The organism is Pseudomonas sp. B14(2022) (assembly GCF_012030485.1).
Taxonomy (GTDB): Bacteria; Pseudomonadota; Gammaproteobacteria; order Pseudomonadales; family Pseudomonadaceae; genus Aquipseudomonas.
This window is the reverse complement of record NZ_JAAUVM010000001.1, coordinates 17188-36562: the sequence shown is the minus strand read 5'-3', so window position 1 is coordinate 36562 and position 19375 is coordinate 17188. Positions and strand designations below refer to the sequence as shown.

At 52.3% G+C, this 19375-nt stretch carries 19 protein-coding genes; 13 read left to right on the top strand and 6 right to left on the bottom strand.

Translation table 11 applies throughout. The features are described from left to right. Nucleotides 1-74 precede the first annotated feature (74 nt). The 7 genes from HCF10_RS00180 to HCF10_RS00150 all read left to right on the top strand — a co-directional run bounded on the left by HCF10_RS00180 (nucleotide 75) and on the right by HCF10_RS00150 (nucleotide 6776). The gene (locus HCF10_RS00180; protein WP_158682864.1) at nucleotides 75-575 is read left to right on the top strand and encodes a nuclear transport factor 2 family protein; all 501 of its coding nucleotides are present in this window, start codon (nucleotides 75-77) and stop codon (nucleotides 573-575) included. A 117-nt stretch (nucleotides 576-692) separates the two neighbouring features. Further along, a complete protein-coding gene (locus HCF10_RS00175; protein WP_104911598.1) occupies nucleotides 693-1961 on the top strand; it encodes an NAD(P)/FAD-dependent oxidoreductase in 1269 nt (422 codons plus the stop codon). Between the two features lie 137 nt (nucleotides 1962-2098). Next, nucleotides 2099-3322: an aromatic ring-hydroxylating oxygenase subunit alpha gene (locus HCF10_RS00170; protein ID WP_104911597.1), complete on the top strand. Its 1224-nt coding sequence runs from the start codon at nucleotides 2099-2101 to the stop codon at nucleotides 3320-3322. Nucleotides 3323-3402: 80 nt separating this feature from the next. Further along, nucleotides 3403-3645, top strand: a complete 243-nt coding sequence (locus HCF10_RS00165; RefSeq protein ID WP_158682863.1) for a hypothetical protein — start codon at nucleotides 3403-3405, stop codon at nucleotides 3643-3645. A gap of 48 nt (nucleotides 3646-3693) precedes the next feature. Continuing rightward, the gene (locus tag HCF10_RS00160; protein WP_198426414.1) at nucleotides 3694-4038 is read left to right on the top strand and encodes a non-heme iron oxygenase ferredoxin subunit; all 345 of its coding nucleotides are present in this window, start codon (nucleotides 3694-3696) and stop codon (nucleotides 4036-4038) included. 142 nt (nucleotides 4039-4180) lie between these two features. After that, nucleotides 4181-5599, top strand: a complete 1419-nt coding sequence (locus HCF10_RS00155) for a carbohydrate porin (protein ID WP_104911595.1) — start codon at nucleotides 4181-4183, stop codon at nucleotides 5597-5599. A 109-nt stretch (nucleotides 5600-5708) separates the two neighbouring features. Next, complete coding sequence (locus HCF10_RS00150) at nucleotides 5709-6776, top strand: AraC family transcriptional regulator (protein WP_104911594.1); 1068 nt, start codon at nucleotides 5709-5711, stop codon at nucleotides 6774-6776. Nucleotides 6777-7316: 540 nt separating this feature from the next. Here HCF10_RS00150 and HCF10_RS00145 read toward each other — a convergent pair. The 6 genes from HCF10_RS00145 to HCF10_RS00120 form a co-directional block, all read right to left on the bottom strand. After that, entirely contained in the window at nucleotides 7317-7694 is a 378-nt protein-coding gene (locus HCF10_RS00145) for a nuclear transport factor 2 family protein (protein ID WP_205885382.1), read from the bottom strand. Then, complete coding sequence (locus tag HCF10_RS00140; RefSeq protein ID WP_104911593.1) at nucleotides 7691-7930, bottom strand: DUF2164 domain-containing protein; 240 nt, start codon at nucleotides 7928-7930, stop codon at nucleotides 7691-7693. Before HCF10_RS00140 ends, HCF10_RS00145 begins: the two co-directional genes overlap by 4 nt. Continuing rightward, nucleotides 7917-8834 carry a JmjC domain-containing protein gene (locus HCF10_RS00135; RefSeq protein WP_104911592.1) on the bottom strand — a complete coding sequence of 306 codons (918 nt, stop codon included), beginning with the start codon at nucleotides 8832-8834 and terminating at the stop codon, nucleotides 7917-7919. Before HCF10_RS00135 ends, HCF10_RS00140 begins: the two co-directional genes overlap by 14 nt. Further along, a complete protein-coding gene (locus tag HCF10_RS00130) occupies nucleotides 8831-10498 on the bottom strand; it encodes an ATP-binding cassette domain-containing protein (protein WP_104911591.1) in 1668 nt (555 codons plus the stop codon). Before HCF10_RS00130 ends, HCF10_RS00135 begins: the two co-directional genes overlap by 4 nt. 72 nt (nucleotides 10499-10570) lie before the next feature. Beyond that, a complete protein-coding gene (locus HCF10_RS00125) occupies nucleotides 10571-11281 on the bottom strand; it encodes a glycine-rich domain-containing protein (protein ID WP_104911590.1) in 711 nt (236 codons plus the stop codon). 1457 nt (nucleotides 11282-12738) lie between these two features. After that, the gene (locus tag HCF10_RS00120) at nucleotides 12739-13905 is read right to left on the bottom strand and encodes an MFS transporter (RefSeq protein WP_167654692.1); all 1167 of its coding nucleotides are present in this window, start codon (nucleotides 13903-13905) and stop codon (nucleotides 12739-12741) included. A 94-nt stretch (nucleotides 13906-13999) separates the two neighbouring features. Between HCF10_RS00120 and HCF10_RS00115 the strand changes: the two genes are divergently transcribed. From HCF10_RS00115 to HCF10_RS00090, 6 genes are all read left to right on the top strand, one after another. Further along, entirely contained in the window at nucleotides 14000-14893 is an 894-nt protein-coding gene (locus tag HCF10_RS00115) for a LysR family transcriptional regulator (protein ID WP_131700424.1), read from the top strand. A gap of 768 nt (nucleotides 14894-15661) precedes the next feature. Next, nucleotides 15662-16150, top strand: a complete 489-nt coding sequence (locus HCF10_RS00110) for a group I truncated hemoglobin (RefSeq protein WP_131700425.1) — start codon at nucleotides 15662-15664, stop codon at nucleotides 16148-16150. A 708-nt stretch (nucleotides 16151-16858) separates the two neighbouring features. Continuing rightward, the gene (gene nthA / locus HCF10_RS00105) at nucleotides 16859-17491 is read left to right on the top strand and encodes a nitrile hydratase subunit alpha (protein WP_131700426.1); all 633 of its coding nucleotides are present in this window, start codon (nucleotides 16859-16861) and stop codon (nucleotides 17489-17491) included. 20 nt (nucleotides 17492-17511) lie between these two features. After that, a complete protein-coding gene (gene nthB / locus HCF10_RS00100) occupies nucleotides 17512-18165 on the top strand; it encodes a nitrile hydratase subunit beta (RefSeq protein ID WP_065924014.1) in 654 nt (217 codons plus the stop codon). Further along, nucleotides 18162-18602, top strand: a complete 441-nt coding sequence (locus HCF10_RS00095; RefSeq protein ID WP_145335592.1) for a nitrile hydratase accessory protein — start codon at nucleotides 18162-18164, stop codon at nucleotides 18600-18602. Before nthB ends, HCF10_RS00095 begins: the two co-directional genes overlap by 4 nt. Before the next feature lie 68 nt (nucleotides 18603-18670). Beyond that, nucleotides 18671-19348 carry an energy-coupling factor ABC transporter permease gene (locus HCF10_RS00090; protein WP_131700428.1) on the top strand — a complete coding sequence of 226 codons (678 nt, stop codon included), beginning with the start codon at nucleotides 18671-18673 and terminating at the stop codon, nucleotides 19346-19348. Nucleotides 19349-19375 lie beyond the last annotated feature (27 nt).

Here is a 19375-nt window from a genome sequence, read left to right as displayed (position 1 = left end):
AGACAAGATCCAGGGGGAAGGTTTTCACTCCAGGGATGATCTCATTTTTATAAAAACTCATCAGGAGAATCATTTTGAACCTCAGCGACCTTCATCTTCGTCTTTGCAAACTGGAAGAAATCGAGCGCATCAAAGAGCTTCGTCGTTTCCGTTTCCCCATGGCCGGGGATCCGGAGATGGATGTGGAGGCGGCCTTGCGTCTGTTCACCGAAGACGGCGTGGCGGAATACAGTGGAAGCATCGGCGCCGCAAAGGGCCAGACGGAACTGCGCGCCTTCTTTGAGAGAGATCCGGTCAATGCCCGCTTCCATCTCTTCGTTCCCGCGTGGGTGAGAGTCAACGATGACTTGGTCTCCGGCACGGGCAAGTGGCTTCTATTGGAAACCGCTAAAGCGCCCAGTTCGCAAACCGGTCGCAATGAGCCGGTCTGGGTCCAGGCAGTATTTGAGGATGAATACACCAAGGTCGGCGACGAATGGAAATTCAAGCGCTACACCTGCGACATCCGAATGTTCTGCACCTATCAGGACAACTGGGGTGAAACCATGATCGATACCGAAAGCTTCTTTAAATAGCGTTCTTTTGAGCGCTTTCTTCTGGACTAGCCGGACAGCTACATCACCCGCCTGACGAACCGCGTTAGCGTCAGCTTAGTGGCGCCCTGATAAGAGTGAAAACAATCTGGAGTTCCCATGGACAAATACAACATCATTATCGTCGGCACAGGGCACGCCGGAGCCGAAGCCGCCATCACACTAAGGAAGAACGGATTTGAAGGCTCCATTCTGATGGTGGGCAGGGACACCCTGCCTCCCTATGAACGCCCACCGCTGTCGAAGGAGTACCTCCTCAGGAAGAAAAGCATCGAAGACATCTATATCCGGCCGGCGAAATTCTGGCAGGAAGAGCGCATCGATCTGAAGCTAGGCACCACGATATGTCGTGTGGATGCCCTGACTCACCAAGTCATCACCGACCAAGGGAAAACCCTTCAATACGATCAGCTGATCTGGGCCACCGGCGGCGACGCGCGTCGCCTTTCCTGCGTCGGAGCCAGTCTGATGGGCGTTCATTCTCTACGCGACAAAGCCGACGTCGACCGCATTATGGCGGAGCTGGAAGGTGGCGAACGTAATGTGGCCATCATCGGTGGCGGTTACATCGGTCTGGAGGGGGCCGCCGCGCTCGCCGAACTGGGTTGCCATGTCACCTTGCTGGAGGCGCAACAGAGGGTTTTGGCAAGGGTTGCCGGCGAGGACTTGTCGGCCTTCTACGAGGCCGAACATCGCGCCCATGGTGTGGATCTGCGCACTGGAGTCCAGGTTGACAGCCTAGAAGGCGACGGGCCGAAGGTCACCGGTGTGCGGCTCACCGACGGTACAGTGATCCCGGCAGGGCTGGTGCTGGTCGGCATCGGCATCATTCCTGCTGTCGAGCCGCTGCTCATTGCCGGCGCTGCTAACGCCAACGGCGTATTGGTCGACCGTCACTGTCGCACCTCACTGCCTGATGTGTTCGCCGTTGGCGACTGTGCGGCCCATGCCAGTCGCTACGCGGGAGGGGCCACCATCCGCCTGGAAAGCGTCCAGAATGCCAACGATATGGCTGCGTGCGTAGCCTCCACCCTGTGCGGCGAAGAACGCGACTACGACGCGGTGCCCTGGTTCTGGTCGAACCAGTATGACCTGCACCTGCAAACCGTAGGTCTCAGCACCGGACACGATCGTACCGTCGTGCGTGGCGACCTGGCACAGCGCCGCTTCAGCATCATATATCTGAACAACGGCCAGGTCATCGCCCTGGACTGTGTCAACGCCACCAAGGACTTCATACAGGGCCGTAAACTGGTGGAGACAAGGGCGTGTGTCGATGAAGTCGTGCTTGAGAATACCGAGCGACCGCTCAAATCCCTAGTGGTCCACAAGCCACTCATTAGAGTTCGGACGCATTCTGCCCAATAGCCAAAAACCGACACGAAAAGCACGATCTGATACTGGCCGCAATCCAATCAGGGCGCGGCTCGCTTCAATCCGTGGTGAATGTGAACACGCCTCGGTAAATTTAAAAATGATATGTAAAACAACAAGGAGAACTCAGCATGACATCACCAATTGGTTCCAATCATCGTTGGCTATCTAAATATCCGGAACTTGGTTCTGGTCCTTTACCCTACGACCATATTCTTTCAGAAGAGTCCTTCGACAAACAACGCGAGCATATATTCAAGAAGTGTTGGCTGTTCGTAGGCCGTCAGGAGCAAATAGCCAAGAAAGGCGATTACTTCGTAGCTAAGGTCGACATCGCACAAACATCGGTAGTAGTTGTGCGCCAACCGGACGGTAGTATCGGTGCCTTCCATAATGTCTGCAAACACCGTGGCAACAAGCTAATGTGGGAAGACTCTGGGAAATGCGGACGTTATTTGGTTTGTAAGTTCCACGGCTGGGCCTTCGACACCTATGGAAACGTGGCCAGCATTCCGGATCAGGAGAATTTCTACGACCTGGAAAAGTCAAAGCTCTCGCTGCACAAAGTCCGTGTCGATGTGTGGCAAGGATTCATCTTCATCAACCTAGATGATGAAGGGACCGAAAGCCTGCGTGATTATTTGGGTGAATTAGCTGACCGTGTAGACGGCTACCCTTTCGAGACCATGCCTACACGCACAATGTGGCGTGCCGATGTGGGCTCACATTGGCGTGTGATAGCTGATGCGCAAGTCGAAACATATCATGTTCCCTATCTGCACAATAACTCCGTACAGGGTGCGTTCAACGGCAAGGAAAATGAACACTGCCACATCCTAGACTTCGAAACCTTCGGCCCTCATCACCTGCTTTCCGTGCCGTTTGACCCGGACTTCCGTCCCAAAGGCGCAGAAGCTCTCGCCTTCCAGTACGGTCCGTCATTGATCAAGACACATGAGGCTGGCACATACCAGATGGAAGCTAAGTTAAACCGGTCTAATGCCAAGAATTGGCAGTTTGATCTATTTCATATCTTCCCCAACTTCAACTTGCTGTTATTCAAGGACTCCTACGCAATTCACCAATTCTGGCCTACGTCGATAAATCGTTCAATCTGGGACGTGATGCTCTACCAACCCACGGCCCGGTCCGCCGCCGAGCTATTCTCCCAAGAACAGGTCAAGTGCGTGTTACGTGAGGCGGTGACCGAAGATGGGGGTACACATGAGCACACACAGGAAGCCATTGAGAGCCGTGTGGCCAAGGAGTTCTACCTCAAGGATGAAGAGATCGCTATACGCCATGGCTACTTCACGATGGACAAGATGATCAAAGAGGGAGAAAACGCAAAATGACCAGCATCCAATTACCCAGTGCCTTTAATAGCCTCCAGGACTTAGTGTCTGACTGGGTCCTACCGACAGAGCAGGCGCGCATGTTCAAACGTCACGCATGTAACTTCGAGGAGATTACGTTCTTCTACGAGCGAATGATGCCGCTGCTTCCGGAAATTCTCGAGTACCTCAACAACGTGGATCCTGGCGACTTATCGCCCAGTGACGAGTTGTTACTGAACCTCACACTGTTCATGGCCGATGCCTCCATGTCGGTGGAAAAGGTCAAGGCGATTCGTAGTGATTCCACCTTCAGGGCCGAACGCTTGGAATTCATCAACTGAAGCGTCTCGCCGGCGCGCCGCCGCCGGCGACTCTAGGGGTAAGCCGTTATGTGCAATGATGTCATGAGAATAAAAGCCTCCAACCTGATCGCTCTGTGCGCGAGCGCGGACGTCCCGGAAGACGAAGGTCTTCGCGTTGAACTGCAAGGCATGCCAACCATCGCGGTCTATCGAGTCAACGATGAGTACTACGCGACCGACGACCTATGCAGCCATGGCGAGGCTAGCCTTGCTGAAGGCATGCTGAAGGGTTTCGAGATTTTATGCCCCTTTCACCTTGGGGGATTCGATATACGGACAGGGAAAGCCACCACCGCTCCCTGCTATACCGACATTCGCGCATATAAGGTGCTCGAACAAGAAGGTAATCTCTATATCTTACAAGAGAGCTAACGAATCAGCACCCCTAGTTATTGGAACGGAAAGCATTATTAACCAAGTATGAATGCAAACCAATTTAGTATTTCCGTGAGCAATTACTGCGACTGTAATATCACGTGAGTAGAAGTAGTTAATTCGTCATGAGGATAGCATCTTGATAAAAATAATAATTGCTCGTATTGATATCTTTATAACACTTGCATCGGCTTCGTGGATTACATTGTGGTTGGTGCTGATCAGTGTGATGGTCCCCGTGGCGGCGCTTGCTCAGACGACCACTCCCAGTGCCAAAACGGCGCTCAAAAACGCTACCGTCAGCGAGGTGGTTGAGCAGCAAACACCGGCGCAAGATTTCCTCAAGTACCAAGCGTTCGATGAACTGCTCGATCGGGGACTGACTACTAAAGTACCGCCGCAGATTGAAACCATTCTCGGTGACAACAGAGGCTTTCGCAGTCGCTTGGCAGAGTATGACATCGGCTTTGAGTTAAGCTCCACCACCATAATTGCCCAGGATCTAACCGACAGCGGCCAACCGGACAATCCCCAGCGCTACAGCGGCCAGAAGTTCACGTTGCAGCAGCAGGCCGTAGTGATGACTGGCGTGTTCGGTCTCAATTCATTAGGCTTGCCCAACTCCAAGCTGGTTGTCAGCGGCCTGGGATTAACGACCAGCTTCGAGCCCTACGGGCCTGACACCGTCACGTTGCGCGGCCTTTCTTACTATCAAAGCTTTCTAGACAAGAAGATCGAGCTCAATGCGGGCTGGACCACAAATTACATGGAGTTCGTCGGTCTATTCCCCGCAGGAAGCATGGTGACCTCAAATGGTCTCTCCACCTTAATTCCGATTCAAGTGGGGCTGAGCGCAGATCCGGTGCCCACGCCCTCGGCGAACTTCACTTTAAATGGCGCAAACGGCTTCTACACTAAGTTAGGCCTTCAACGAAGCGTGAATCCGCGCGGCACACTTTATGAGGCGAAGAACAATAATTCGCTGGGGTTAGAATGGTCCCAGGACGGCGCGGGCCTGCTTACCATCGGCGAGGTGGGGGTGCGTCGACCTGCTATGCCGGGCAGCCGATATACCTGGTTACGTGCAGGTGCCATAGACAACGATTCGGACTATGCTCGTTTCGATGGCCAAGGCTATTCCGATAACGGTGCCCTGTTCGCGGCAGGTGATTTGCAATTGACACAGCGCAACCAATCAATGCCGTTTAGGGGCTTCTATGTGGGCGCCAGCGCTTTTACCGCCCCCAGCGATGTGAACGTATATACTGACACTTTCGAGTTGCGCGCCTACGACATTGGTTCCCTAGACAGCCGGCCTATGGACACCACCACCGTACGTTTGGTCTATAACAAGTTCGGCGACCCGGCACAGCGCGCTATTGAAGCCTCCGGTCTATATGCGAATGAAAGCCAGTTTCAAGCTATCGTCAGTTACTCCGCCCGACTCAGTTCTGGCGTTTATATTATCCCCACCCTTACATACACAGATAATCCCTCCTTTATTGGAGACTTCAATGAAGCGATAACCGCTTCAGCAGTACTGTACCTGTCCTTCTAACCTCTCGCCTCTTCGACCCTGGAAGGGAGCGAAGGGACGCTTGTCAGGGTCGTACAGATTGATCACACTGCCTGAAAAACAATAAATCCAGGCTGGAGGTAATCCCGTGATGAATACTCAGCTTAACGTTCAGGCTCTCCCTGGCTCGCAGCCACTGCCATTGTCCCGGCATCCATTGTATTCTACCAGCAACCTTGATACCGCCCGCAGCCAACTCGCTAGCACCCTATTGACGGGGGTGAGCCACAGTAGCAAAGCGCTCGATGGGTTCTCCCTTCAGTTCCGCGACAGTCCCTCTGATTTCGAATACACGCACAACGCCGTGGATTTGGCGGATATCTCCATCAACGCCATTTCCTACCGCGCACCTGTGCTTTTCTTAAATGTATTCAACCAGAGCGACGACTACTTCCTAGTTCTAGTACTAAAGGGCAACTGCCACGTCTACGACGGCGAGATAGAGTTCGACGTAAGGGAGAATGATTTTTTTATTTTCAACATAAATCAGACCATCAATGCTTGGACTAGTCCTAGCTTCCAGGAGATCGTCATCCGTGTTAGTGGGGCGCGAATGCGCTCGGCCATGCGGCGGATGGTGGATCGCTCAATCAGCATACCGTTGAAGTTCGACAGCGTGGCGTCATCGGTCGGCGCTGCGGGCAGCAGTCTGGCGCGCTTTGTTCATCTGATGTGTCTGGAGATTGACAATCTAGGTTCTGTATTCGGTTCGAGGATCCTGGTGGACAGCTACGAGAGTATGCTTGTATCCCTGATGCTCACCCTATTGCCGCACAATTACAGCGACTGGATCGCCTGTGGCGTTCTTCCGCCAGCACCTTACTATGTTGTGCGCGCCGAGCGTTTCATTCTCAATCACCTCCGGGACCCCATCGGGTTGGACGATATCGTTCAAATTTCCGGAGTTGGTAGCCGCACACTGCAGCGGGGCTTTCGCCGATTCCGACGCCTCAGCCCTATGGCGTTTCTCAAGGAATGCCGTTTGCAGTATGTCCGTAAATGTCTGCGTGAGACGGAGATGCGGGGACGATCTATTTCGAACCTCGCTAGGGAGATGAGGTTCGAGCATTCGAGCAAGTTCAGCAAGGCCTACAGTACTCGTTTCAACGAACTGCCGTCCGAAACACGGCGACGCTCCATAGATCCGGATCTGCCCTAAATGGGACTCAAAAAATCGGGTTGTAGCCTGGAATACGGCTCGTATCCCGGAGTTTTGATCGCTGACCTTAACCACCAGCGCTGTTTTTAGAGTGAATCGCACTAGGCTGGAAAACTGTAGTTATTGGCGGGTAAGCAACGAAGGGACGCTGAAAGGAAGTGAGTAGATGACTTTTTATGAACTAAGTCATTGCTACCGCTAACGGAGCCTGTCTGCTACAGGCTCCGCGCCTGTCGATAGAACTCATCAATGCGCCAAGAGTAGTGATGCATCGTGAATGCTTGTGAATTACATTTGAAAATGATCAACTACCTTCCTCTCTTAGTGCCATCTAACATCTATTTAAAAGTTGTTTTAGTGCCTTCCTAGCATGAGCGACTGGTTCGAAAGGAATGACGTAACAAGGGTGGAAGTTTGTATTAATAAAACTGCCTGCTGGCAACGTCCCGGCCGACCAAGTTACAAACAGTCTAGGGCACATCGCCTCCAAGCAATGATTTTACGTTTCGACTATTTTGACGAAAAACGCTCGTCGTAAAATTAGTCACATAACTCCTCTTCAAAAGTTTGGAATTGCAGCTTCCAGGCGTCGTTTATTTTGATCCAGCATTCAATGAAGTTAATAGTCCTCACTCCCTGCGAGTCGGTGAGAATAGCAACTCCACTCACAGACGCAATATTGCCAAGCTCCCTGACTTCAAGCTCTTTCTCTTCTCTGCGTATTTGAGAGTAAGCTAGCGGGTTGCTGTTTTTAAGCACATTAAGTTTTCGCAACTGATGAGGCTTGTGAATAAGTTTGCTACCATTAGTCGAAAAAAACCAATCAGTTTCAAGGTAGTCTAGCTGATGAGTGTCTAGAGAGTAGAATGCACTATACCACTCTTTTCTCATGAGTTTGAGGTTTGACAAAATTTTCAAAGTATTCTCTTCAGATCAATTTCTTCTTGTATACGCTCGCTGTATGCAGCATGGGTTCTTATCGCCTCGTCAATACCAGCGTTAAAAAACACAGAGCCTATATCTTTAGCGATGAAATCTACAAAAAAATCTGCATCAAATTGGCCGAGGTTGAGATCAAAATGCTCGCTGCAGTATTTTTTCAGTAGAAGGGCAATAACTTCGCGCTCTTCGTTCGATATTTTAATTGCTGACATCTTTTGTCCTTATGTCTGGCAGGCTAAATTTTACAAATCGCCCTTGTTTGCAATCTTCAATTATCGCTGCTTCCCAATCGTCAATATTGATTTGTGATAAACAGGAATGAATGATGCCCTGAAGTATAGAGTTTGCCATAGCGTCGCGGTGGTAAGCAATTGGCTCCCTCATTTCCGGATATTTTGCGAGGGAATCAATAACTTTTTTAATGACGTCGATTTTTCGCGGCCTGATAACGGTAAATGAAATATGAAGAGAGCGCTCGCTTTCCGTGCTGACATTGTGCCAGTACCCAGCGGGTAAATAAATTGCTTGGCCGGGAGAAACGGTGACGCTCATTAGAGGTTTTCCAGTGGGCGGATTAAGTTCGAAACATTTGTCGGTTTGCAGCGGATAAATAAGAGTTGGTGGGTATATATCCCATGTTTTAGAACCTTCAATTTGAACCGCAATCACATCATGATTATCAAAGTGAATGCCAAAACTCGGAATTGAACTCCAAGCGCAGTAGAGGTTGGCTCCGGATCGGCATTGCAGTTTTTCATTTAGATAGTTGGTGGCCGTCATGACCTTATTAAAAAAAGCCTGGCATCTATCGATAATTAATGTGCTTCCAGACTGCAAGTTTTTTAGCAGGCTGTAACGATTAACGTGAGGCGCTGCCTCCCCAGTAACAGACAGAGTGTAAGTCACAAATCCCCGGTAGCCGCGAATTGCAGGATTGCTGTCATTGGCCAAGCGAACCCGAGGATAGTCGAGAATGTCTTTTTCAAGAAGTAGGTTAACATCATCCCAGCTTAGCAGTTCGGCCCCATGAACAGTACTAAAAACAAACGGCTTTTTCTGAAACGCTGTCTCGGTGAATTCTTCAATACCTTCCAGTTCGAATTTTGTGTTTATCATGTGTAGCTCACTGTTTGATTTTTTGGAATGACGGTAATTGTTTGGTCGTTTACCTCAAGCTGTAATGCACTGGGGAATGATCGTAGAAACTCTTGGTCATGAGTGATGATTAAGACCTTGAACGATTTTGCATAGGCTTGAATAATCTCTTTAAGCGCCGCTATGGAGGTAAAGTCTAAGTTGGATGTGGGCTCATCCAGTATTAACAGATTGGATTTCCTCAAAAGCGCGATTATAATATTTAATTTTTGTAGCTCACCTCCCGACAGGCTCCCACCCAAGTTGCTTACAGCCTGTGAAAGGGGTCTGTTAAAATTCAGTCGGCTGGCGAGCCTTTCAAATTCCTCTTCGTCAAATCGTCCAAGTAGAAATTTGATATTATTTGATATAGTGTCATTCAACAACGTCAGCGATTGCGGGGCTAGAGATAGACAAGGCGGAGCAATACCATAGTCATCATTCTTGCGCGGCAAGCCATTAATTAAAATGCAACCATCGTCTGGTTTATCAATCCCAGCTATTATTCGAATGAGCGAGGTTTTCCCCGCGCCATTTCTCCCGCGAAGAAATACTGGCTGCCCAATCGTGATTCTTATTAGGCCATTCAAGTCATTGAAAATAGCATTGTCGCCCTTGCTCTTGCATACATTGTCTAGCTGAATTGATAGCTCTTCCGAACTGGGCAATCTGTTCTTATTAACTGTTGCGTAGTGTTTTTTGTGCTTTGAAAGTTTTTCATTGAGAATCTGAAAGTCTATCCGCGCTCTTGATACGGTGCGCCAAAGCGCTCCCATCCGATTTAGGGGAAGAAATACCTGAAAAAGAAATGTTGCGAGCATCAGAAGGCTGCCGAAGGTTATATCCCCTTCGGCAAAGGCACTTGATGCGGTAAGCAGAATTAATGCACTGCCTAATGTAGAGAGGAAGGACGTCAAAGCACCGAATCTGAAAAATTCATTTCTGATGGTCTGTTGCGCCTTACCATACTTTGCTATAATTGTTCTATACCTTTCCTCGCTTCGCGGGGCTGCGTTATATATTTTTGCTGGCAAGATCAAAGCGCAAAGCTCGTGTAGCGATGCACTCATTTGCTTTTTAGTTAATGCTACGTTCCTCACTAGAGGGAAACGTGCGCTTGTCATTTTTATGATGAAGCATACATACAGTGTAACGATTAATAGGAATTCAAAGGCAATGACGGGCCCTAAATAGAAAAACACCGATACAATGATAAATAATGTTTGAAAAACAACAGGAGCACTATCACTCCAAATAGTGCGGATATAGGTACTGATTGAGCCCATCGCGGCCTCATAAGCAGATATCATCTCTCCTCTACTGTGCTTTTCCATTTCGTCAGCATAAATTGAGTTGATCTGGCGGAAGGTTTCATTTCTGATTCTTGCTTCAGCGTTGATGCAGTACCCGTGTACCACTAACTCAATTAACGCATAAATCATGGGCATGAGAAGTCTTATGGCAAGAAAACTGCCACAGAAAATAGCTATGCCCCAGGGGACGAAAAATAAATCTTTATTATCTATTGAGTATTTTACTAACAAGCCAAATGAAATGAAGAGGAAGGATGCAAGCAAGGTCAAAAGAGCGGCTGTTAACTGCCTTGCCATATTGTTTTGCAATATCTGCTTTTCAAGTCGAATCATCCTGGCTCCAACGCTGGCAATTTAAGTAAAACTGAGTTTTTCGATAGCCCGCTAGGCGCGGGCTTTGAATAATTAAGCGTGATGTGGAGAAGAATTGCAGGCACACCCTGCACCGCAACCCGAACCTGAACATCCACAAGTGACGTTGAGAATTGTCCTGCTATCCATTATGAATTTCAGTATATGATCTTTAGGCATGGCAAGTATTTCAGAAGTGATCTGGCTTGTGCCTTTCCCACTGGCCTCACTGGATACCAGTGGTTTTCTAAGAGCGTTCAGGTTTTCGATGCTATATTTATGGGCATATTGTCCGAACCACTTTATCACGGTGTCCTCACCAAGAATTTCTTTGGTTTTTAGTACTTGTGCTCGAAATGAATTTTGTTTGTAGGCTTCAAAGCTGATGTTGGATCGGGAGACATGCTTTATTTCCTGTTGCAGCATTTTTCTCGTAAACGGGAAGTGATGGAGAAATCCGCCCAAGTACTCTTCGCAAAAATGGTAATATTGATCGGTAAATAGAAGAAATGTATGCCACATCTCATCAATTACTTGCATTTGTTGATAAACGGAAATATCAAAGCATTCTGTCTGGCATTGAGCTGCAAGAAAAATGAATTTCTTGGTCTCTTCGAATATGTCTTTAGCTTCGTCCTGTGAGACGCTCCACTCCTTGCAAAACTTAATAATAAGGTCGGGGTTTTCGTACTGCATTATTTTTTGCAGAGAGGCGACTTTAATGGGCGAGTTACTTACATTACTAGAGATTTGTTGTTGTAACATTTTAAACTCCAAAGATTTGTCGATGAATTTTATTATGTCCTGTAGTTTTTAATGGTGTAGCACTCCTTGTGCATTTTTGAAGTCAATTTTATGCGATAAGTAATTTATGGCTTCGGAAATTATTTCGACGAGCGCTTTGCCGCAAATCAAATTTACTAAGTTGTTGTCCGCTCAGAATTTTGGGTTGTCGGTTATGTGTTGTACGCTGTGGCAAATTTCCACAGGATCGCTTGCTCACACAACTTGTAGAGTCACAGAGGCTAGCAAGTAGCTTAACGACCTCAACCAACTCTACATGTTGCGGTTTGGGATATGAAAAGTGTACGAATATCATGCTGCAATCCTTTGCATTGTTGGCTGGCTAACGCCACAAAAATCGTGGTGTTATCAGAAATAAGACTGAGAAATTCCTAAGCATTACTTCCTTTTTCGTTCAAATTTTTTTAAACAAATGGGTCTGGTACAAATTACTCGTTCTTAGGAGGCGCTTTTTTATCTCTATCCGATGCTAGCAACGAAAGCTGTGCTTTTTAACTGCGACAATATGCCGCGGATGTTAATGGGTGAGCTAACTTACGGGTATTACAAAAATCGGTGCGACAGTACGTCGCATGCAGCGGCTGTTCGCCCTTTACTCCCAGAGCCGTGAGCCTATCTGGCTCGTAATGCCACTCCGAGGCAATGGATGGCATGTTTTTGGTAGATCAGTCCGAGGGCTGGAACGTCGTTTTGTCGAGACGCGCGACATTTTGCCAAGACCAGGTAAAAGAGGAGCATTCGTTGAGATCCCCGCAGCATGTATGCCTATATGTATGCCTAACTCGATTAACAGCTAGAAAGCACTTTAAATACAGTAGGTTATGACTTTGGTTCAAATGACTGTGTAGCCACCAAGTACCGATCCATAGATGTCTACAGCAGTCTATGAATCACCTCAAGAAGCCCGCCTCGTGCGGGCTTTCTTGTTTCTGGCTGTTCACCTCTGTCTATCCCTATCCTTCCCCTCCGTGTATGCCCCCATGCATGCTTCAATAAAAATTGAACTGGAGGCAACGCACAGATATCAAGCGACGCCCTCTCGCTGACACGACACTTTCCAGCCTGGAGCCTGAGGCCGGGGCATACCGCGAACTAGAGCATGCATCTAGATCAAACCTGAAATTTATCGGCAGGTACCGGTGATGGGAAATACGACCCTAAGCACGTATATTTTTCGAGCGGTGTAACACGAAGCCCAACACTTCCCGGTGCTCATTAATGAGGTGTCAAGGAAGGAAGATGAGGGGTCTTAACGCGGGCCTTAGGCTACTCTCCAACCGCCATATCAGGCTCCATTCTAAGTGTTCCCGTGGGCAGCAAGGCGCGTGTTGATCGGCGATTCAGCCAATCCACTGTGGTCATGCCCAAAACACGATGAAAGTCACGGAGCAACTAAGCGACTGGCGCTCACATCAAGGTCACACCACCGCAGTTGCAATCTTTCTGGAACGCCACGCAAACGCCAACACCATCAGCAGCCCTAGCCCCGCCACCGCCGCTCCGGCCAGGGAAATCGCCGGATAACCTAGCCCGGCATTGATCACCGCGCCGCCCAGCGCCGCACCAATCGCATTGCCGAAGTTAAACGCACCGATGTTCACCGCCGAGGCCAGATTGGGCGCCTCCTTGGCAGCTTCCATGACGCGCATCTGCAGCGGCGGCACCAGGGCGAAACTGGCAATACCCCATATCAGGATGGCAACGGCTGCCGGCAGCGGCCAACGCATCAGTACCGTAAACGCCAGCAACACGAGAATCAGCACGCTCAGCGAAACGATCAGGGTGCGATCTATCGAGCGATCAGCGGCCTTGCCGCCCCACATGTTGCCCAGGGTCAACCCCACACCGAACAGTACCAGCATGGCGGTGATGTAGGCAGTGGACGCATGGGTCTCGCTGCTGAGGATCGGCGCGATGTAGGTGAAGACGGTAAACATTGCGCCCGAGCCGACTACCGTGAGGGCCAACGCGCCCAGCACCGGGCCACGGCCCAGTACCCGAATTTCGGCCATTACACCAACGCTTGGCGGCGCCTTCAGGTTGGGCAGGGCGAACCACAACGCGGCCATAGCCACCACACCGAGGCCGGCAATACCCCAGAATGCTGTGCGCCAGCCGAACAGTTCGCCAAACCAGGCGGCCAGCGGCACACCGCCGATGGTTGCCAGGGTGAGGCCCATAAACATTGCCGCGACCGCCCCGGCACGCTTCTCAGGGGCGACCACGCTGGCGGCAACGATGGAGCCAACGCCAAAGAACGCACCGTGGTTCAGTGAGGTCACCACCCTGGCGATCATGAGGCTGTAGTAATCGGTCGCCAGGGCTGACATCAGATTACCCAGCGTGAAAATCGCCATGAGTCCGATCAGCAGATAGCGCCGGGGAATCCTGCCGGTGGTCAGGGTCATCAGTGGCGCGCCGAGCAGTACACCCAGGGCGTAAGCACTAACTAACAGGCCTGCGGCGGGAATGGAAACGCCGAGATCCTCAGCGATGCCCGGCAACATGCCCATTGGGGCGAACTCGGTAACACCGATGCCAAAGGCACCTATGGCGAGTGCGACAAGTGGTGGATTGATACGCATGGAAGGCTCCTTATCTATGCCGCCAATGCTACGATCCAGCGTTTTAAGGCGGTAGATAGCATTTCTGGCAATCACCTATGCGTAAGGAGCACAAATGGACTTCAACGGCAGATCCGGTGACATGCTCGTGTTCGCCACCGTGGCGCAGGAAGGCAGCCTATCGGCGGCCGCGCGTGCATTAGGGCTTACACCCTCGGCGGTCAGCCGGATCATCGCGCGTACCGAACAGCGCCTTGGCACCCGGCTGCTGTTGCGCACCACCCGAGCGATCAGCTTCACTGCCGAGGGCGAGGCTTTCCTGCGCGGCGCCAGGCGTATCCTGGCCGATATGGCCGAGGTGGAAGAAGCCATCGCCGACCAGGGCGTACCCAGGGGCCGATTGCGGGTCAGTGCCGCCCTTGGCCACGGGCGGCTGGCCATCGTTCCCTTGGTGGCGGCATTCAGCGCCCGCCATCCGAACATCTTGGTCGACCTTACCCTCGGCGACGAAGTGGTCGACATTCTCGGCGGCCAGGCCGATGTGGCGGTACGTTTTGGCCATCTGCCCGACAGCCCGCTGACCGCGCGCAGGATCGGCGACACCGGCCAGGTCGTGGTGGCCTCGCCCGAATACCTGCAACGCCACGGCATCCCTCGCGAACCGGAAGACCTGCTACGGCATAACTGCCTGCGCTTCAACTTCCGGCGTGCCGAACCCAACTGGCCGTTCACCCGCGACGGAATAGAGTTTTCCCTGAAGGTCAGTGGCAACATCGAATGCAGCAGTGGTGAAGCGCTGGCACAACTCGCGCGAGTAGGTGCCGGCATTGCGCGTATCGGCGAGTTCAGCGTGAGCGAAGATCTGCAGCGTGGCGACCTGATACCGCTGCTGGAAGCCTGGAACCCTGGCGACCAAGAGCCGATTCATGCGGTGTTTGTAGGTGGATCGGCGATGCCAGCGCGGGTGCGGCTGTTCGTGGACTTCCTACTGGAAAATCACCGGATGTAAGCGGCAGCGTCACCTGATCCTTCCGGCTACTCGCGATACTGTCCGCATCGGGTAGGTGACTTCGCCGGGCGCTTACTTGCTGAACACTTGGCTGGAGTGTATGTAGATAGATCCGTCTAAACACTCCCCATGCGACTTCCCAGGGCGCCTCGCCTCCTCCCCCACACCATCGCTGCGCACTGGTATGCCGAACATTTATACCTGTCCTTTTTAACCAAACGGTTGTCCATTCGAGCCAAGCGCGCTTCATCTCCCCTAGATAATTTTCACTCCATGCCGTGTCCCTACAAACACAAATGACGAGGTGTCTCATGCATCTACGAGAACAGCAGCGACTATCCGATTCATCCTGGTTTTTACAGAGATGGGACATGGCCCCCGAAGAGTTTGCCACTTATCTATTGCAACTCGGGACCTTGGTGCTGCAACGCCGATGGAATGGTACCAATCGTAAAACACCAACCTCCACGGGGATCTAGAACAGCGACCGTCCGTTTGAGACAGAAATAAAGGAGCTCCCAGCCACGGGCAATATCTACTCCCATGGCCGCAAGACCAGTTCCGATGTCGGCATTCTGCGTCTGCTGTAAGCACGGCTTTCTAAGCCGTTGTCCGTCTAGACCAAACGATTGTCCTTGCCAGCAAAGCGTGCACTCGACAGCAGATCTAATTTGGATCCGTCGCAAGCTCTCGCGCCCCTTATCAACCGCGTGGAACGCGACATTCAGCGAATAAGATCGTCCCCAGCCGAAACGGAGAAACCGCATCATGACCGACCAGCAACCCTCCATGGAACAACAGCCCTCCCTCTATACGCGTCTTGGGGGTTACGACGTTATTTATCAGTTCGCAGGTGCAGTTTTGCGGAAGACCATGGGGCATCCCGCTATCGGCCACATCTGGGCCCACATGTCCGAATCAACATTCCAGAAGGAACACATCAATTTTGTCGACTTCCTTTCTGAACACTGGGGTGGCAGCGCTAAATACAGAGGTAGGGACATGGTCACCGCGCATCGCGGAATGGGTCTTACCGAGGTGCACTGGCAAGCTGTGCTCGATTGTCTTGAGGAATGCTACAACGACTACGATCTGGCACCGGACCTGCGCAAAGAGGTCAATGACTTTCTGGTCAAGTTCAAACCAGCCGTGATTGGGAGCCCCTCCTACCGCGACGTTGTACTCGCACACCCCGAAATGGACCCCGCCAAAGGAATGAAAAGCGTTGGGGTAATTTGGCCGAAACGAGGGAAGTAACCTGCAAAAAAGCTGTCGGCAGAGAACACTTCTTGAAGATCATTATCAACCTGCCAAGACTGTCAGGAATCTTAATGAGCAAATTCAGGAACACGCTTGCCGTCCTGGCCATGGCCCGCAGGGAGCGACCGGAGCAATTGCAATGACGACTCGAGGATCAACTTCAATGGTTGGCGGCCGATGTCACAAAACACCAGGACCTCGACGCGCGGGCTTCATGTGCAGCATCGCTCGGCCCACTTGATTATCTGGCGCCGGATACTGGTATTGCTGCACTCGTCGAGGACCTGAATATTGAAGCCTTCAAGGTGCAGTGGCAGGTCAATGGTGTTGGTGCACTGAACACGCTTTCCACTCTGAGTCAGAAACAGATAGACGTTCCTTCTCAAGCAGGTAGCTGTCCTGCTCAAACAAGTAGTTGTCCCGTTCGACCAAGCAACAGCGTGGCCCCCCAATTATTTTAATTGCTCAGCACAATGACAGCGCCGCATTCGAGGCTTCTGTCGATTGGCGAACGCTGTAAGCCTGCTCCACCGCCGGCTCAAAAACGTTGTGCGTCGAACGTTGCTCTTCATCCGTATAAGCAGATCAGGAAACAACCGATGAGTGTACCGATATCCCTGGGACCGCTTTCGACGCATGGCGAACGGTTCTCCATCGGCAAGTAATGCAGGGAGCGATTTCATCAACTTCAGAGGGGGCAAAGACATGAGCCATACGCACGAACATCATCATGATCACGACCACACTGAGCCACCGGAGGCCATAGCGCTACGCGTCAAAGCGCTCGAGTCCCTGCTGACGGAAAAGGGGCTGGTCGATCCCGTAGCCATGGATGCTTTGGTGGACACCTACCAACACAAGGTCGGCCCGAGAAACGGCGCCCAGGTGATAGCGAAAGCCTGGTTCGACCCCCTGTACAAACACAGGCTGCTGGAAGATGGCACCGCAGCCATCGCCGAGCTGGGCTTTTCTGGTGTTCAGGGTGAAGACATGGTGGTAGTGGAGAACAGCCAGACCGTGCACAACGTGACGGTATGCACACTGTGCTCCTGCTACCCGTGGCCGACCCTGGGCCTGCCACCGGTCTGGTACAAGTCCGCACCTTATCGCTCGAGGATAGTCATTGACCCGCGCGGCGTGCTGGCGGAGTTCGGTCTGACGATCCCTGATGACAAGGAAGTTCGCGTCTGGGACAGCAGCGCTGAGCTGCGCTATCTGGTATTGCCGGAACGTCCGGCGGGTACTGATGGCTGGAACGAGGAACAACTGGTCGAACTCGTGACTCGCGACGCCATGATCGGCACCGGACTGCCTAAGAAACCAGATCAAGTAGCCTGAACCTGAGAAGGAGAAAACCCATGAATGGTATACACGACCTGGGCGGCATGCATGGCTTCGGCCCAGTGCTCACGGAAGAGCACGAACCCATCTTCCATCATGATTGGGAGCGCAGAGTTTTTCCGCTCTTCGCCTCGCTCTTCGTCGGCGGGTACTTCAACGTTGACGAATTCCGCCACGCCATCGAACGCATGAAGCCGGCCGAATACCTGCAGTCGAGCTACTACGAGCACTGGCTGCACGCCTTCGAGACCCTGCTGACAGAAAAGGGTGTCATCAGCGCCGCCGAACTGCAGGGTACGGCCAAACCAACCCCACCGACACAGCCCGTCACGGTTTTAACTCCGGACATCGTCGACGCCGTAGTGCTCGGCGGCGCCTCGTCGCGGGCAAAAGAAGATGTCCCCGGCCAATTCCGAGTCGGTGACCGGGTGCGAACGAAGTGCCTCAACCCAACCAATCACACCCGGCTGCCACGCTACGCGCGCGGTAAGGTCGGCACCATCGTGATTGCACATGGCGCGTTCGCTACCCCGGACACGATGGCCCATGGTTTGGGCGAACAGCCGCAGCAGGTCTATGCCGTACGCTTCAGTGCCGAAGAGCTGTGGGGAGTACGGCGACCCGACAGTGTGTGCATCGACCTATGGGACAACTACCTGGAGGCCGTATGAACACGAGCATGCACCACGACTACAAGGCCGTCGGCCTCCCTCTCGACGATGAAGGCCCGGTGTTCGACAAGCCTTGGCAGGCTCAGGCTTTTTCCCTGCTGGTGCACTTGCACCAAGCCGGCGTGTTCCCCTGGAAGGACTGGGTGCAGGTATTCAGCGAAGAGATCAAGGCTGCCCCGGCGCAACCCGGAGAAAGCGTCAATGACGCCTATTACCGGCAATGGATCACGGCCATGGAAAGAATGGTCACCACCCTCGGCCTGACCGGGATGGAGGACATCGTCCAGCGGGGCGAGGAATGGAGGCAGGCCTACCTGAATACTCCCCATGGACAACCGGTGGTTTTGCTCAACGCAAGTTGTCCGCCGGCCCACGGGCACACCTCTGAGCATCTGCCGCATCGCAAGCCCGTGGCAATCAGCCGAGCCTCTAACTGAGGGCAGAGCAGTTTTTTGTTGTCCTTTTTTACCTAGCAAGCCGCAGAGGCGGCCAAGGAGTCATCGTCATGCATATCGAACCTGGCCTCGTGGAAGCCGGAAAACTCTGGCTGAGCTATGTTACCGCCGCAAGCGTCGGCACCTACACCGTCAAACTCGTTGCGGACGCCATTGGTGAACGAGGTGCCGTCTCGCTGGTAGTTCGCGCCGCCGCCGCCACGGCGCTGGTGTTTGGCTTCTTTGAACTGCTACCCCATCATCCGGTTGGCGTCTCGGAGGTGCATCTCATACTCGGCTCGACGCTGTTCCTGTTGTTCGGTGCAGCACCTGCAGCAGTAGGTCTCGCTTTGGGGCTGTTAATCCAGGGTCTGTTCTTCGCCCCATTCGACCTGCCGCAGTACGGCATGAACGTCACCACCCTTTTGGTACCGCTGTTAGCAGTTGCTGCCCTGGCGCGGCGTATCATCGCGCCAAACACGCCCTATGTTGATCTGAGCTATCGCCAGGCACTGGGCCTGTCGACGGCCTTCCAGTCAGGCATCGTCGCCTGGGTTGCCTTCTGGGCCTTCTACGGGAAGGGCTTCACGGCAGAGAACGCACTGTCAGTCCTGACCTTCGGCAGTGCCTACATGACCGTCGTCATCCTCGAACCGCTGTTGGACCTGGCCGTGCTGGCCGGAGCGAAGGCGACGCATCACCTGCGCAATAGCAGGCTGGTCGAGCGTCGTCTGTACCAGGCCGCCTGAGTCGACAGACGCCAGTCCAGGTCAGAC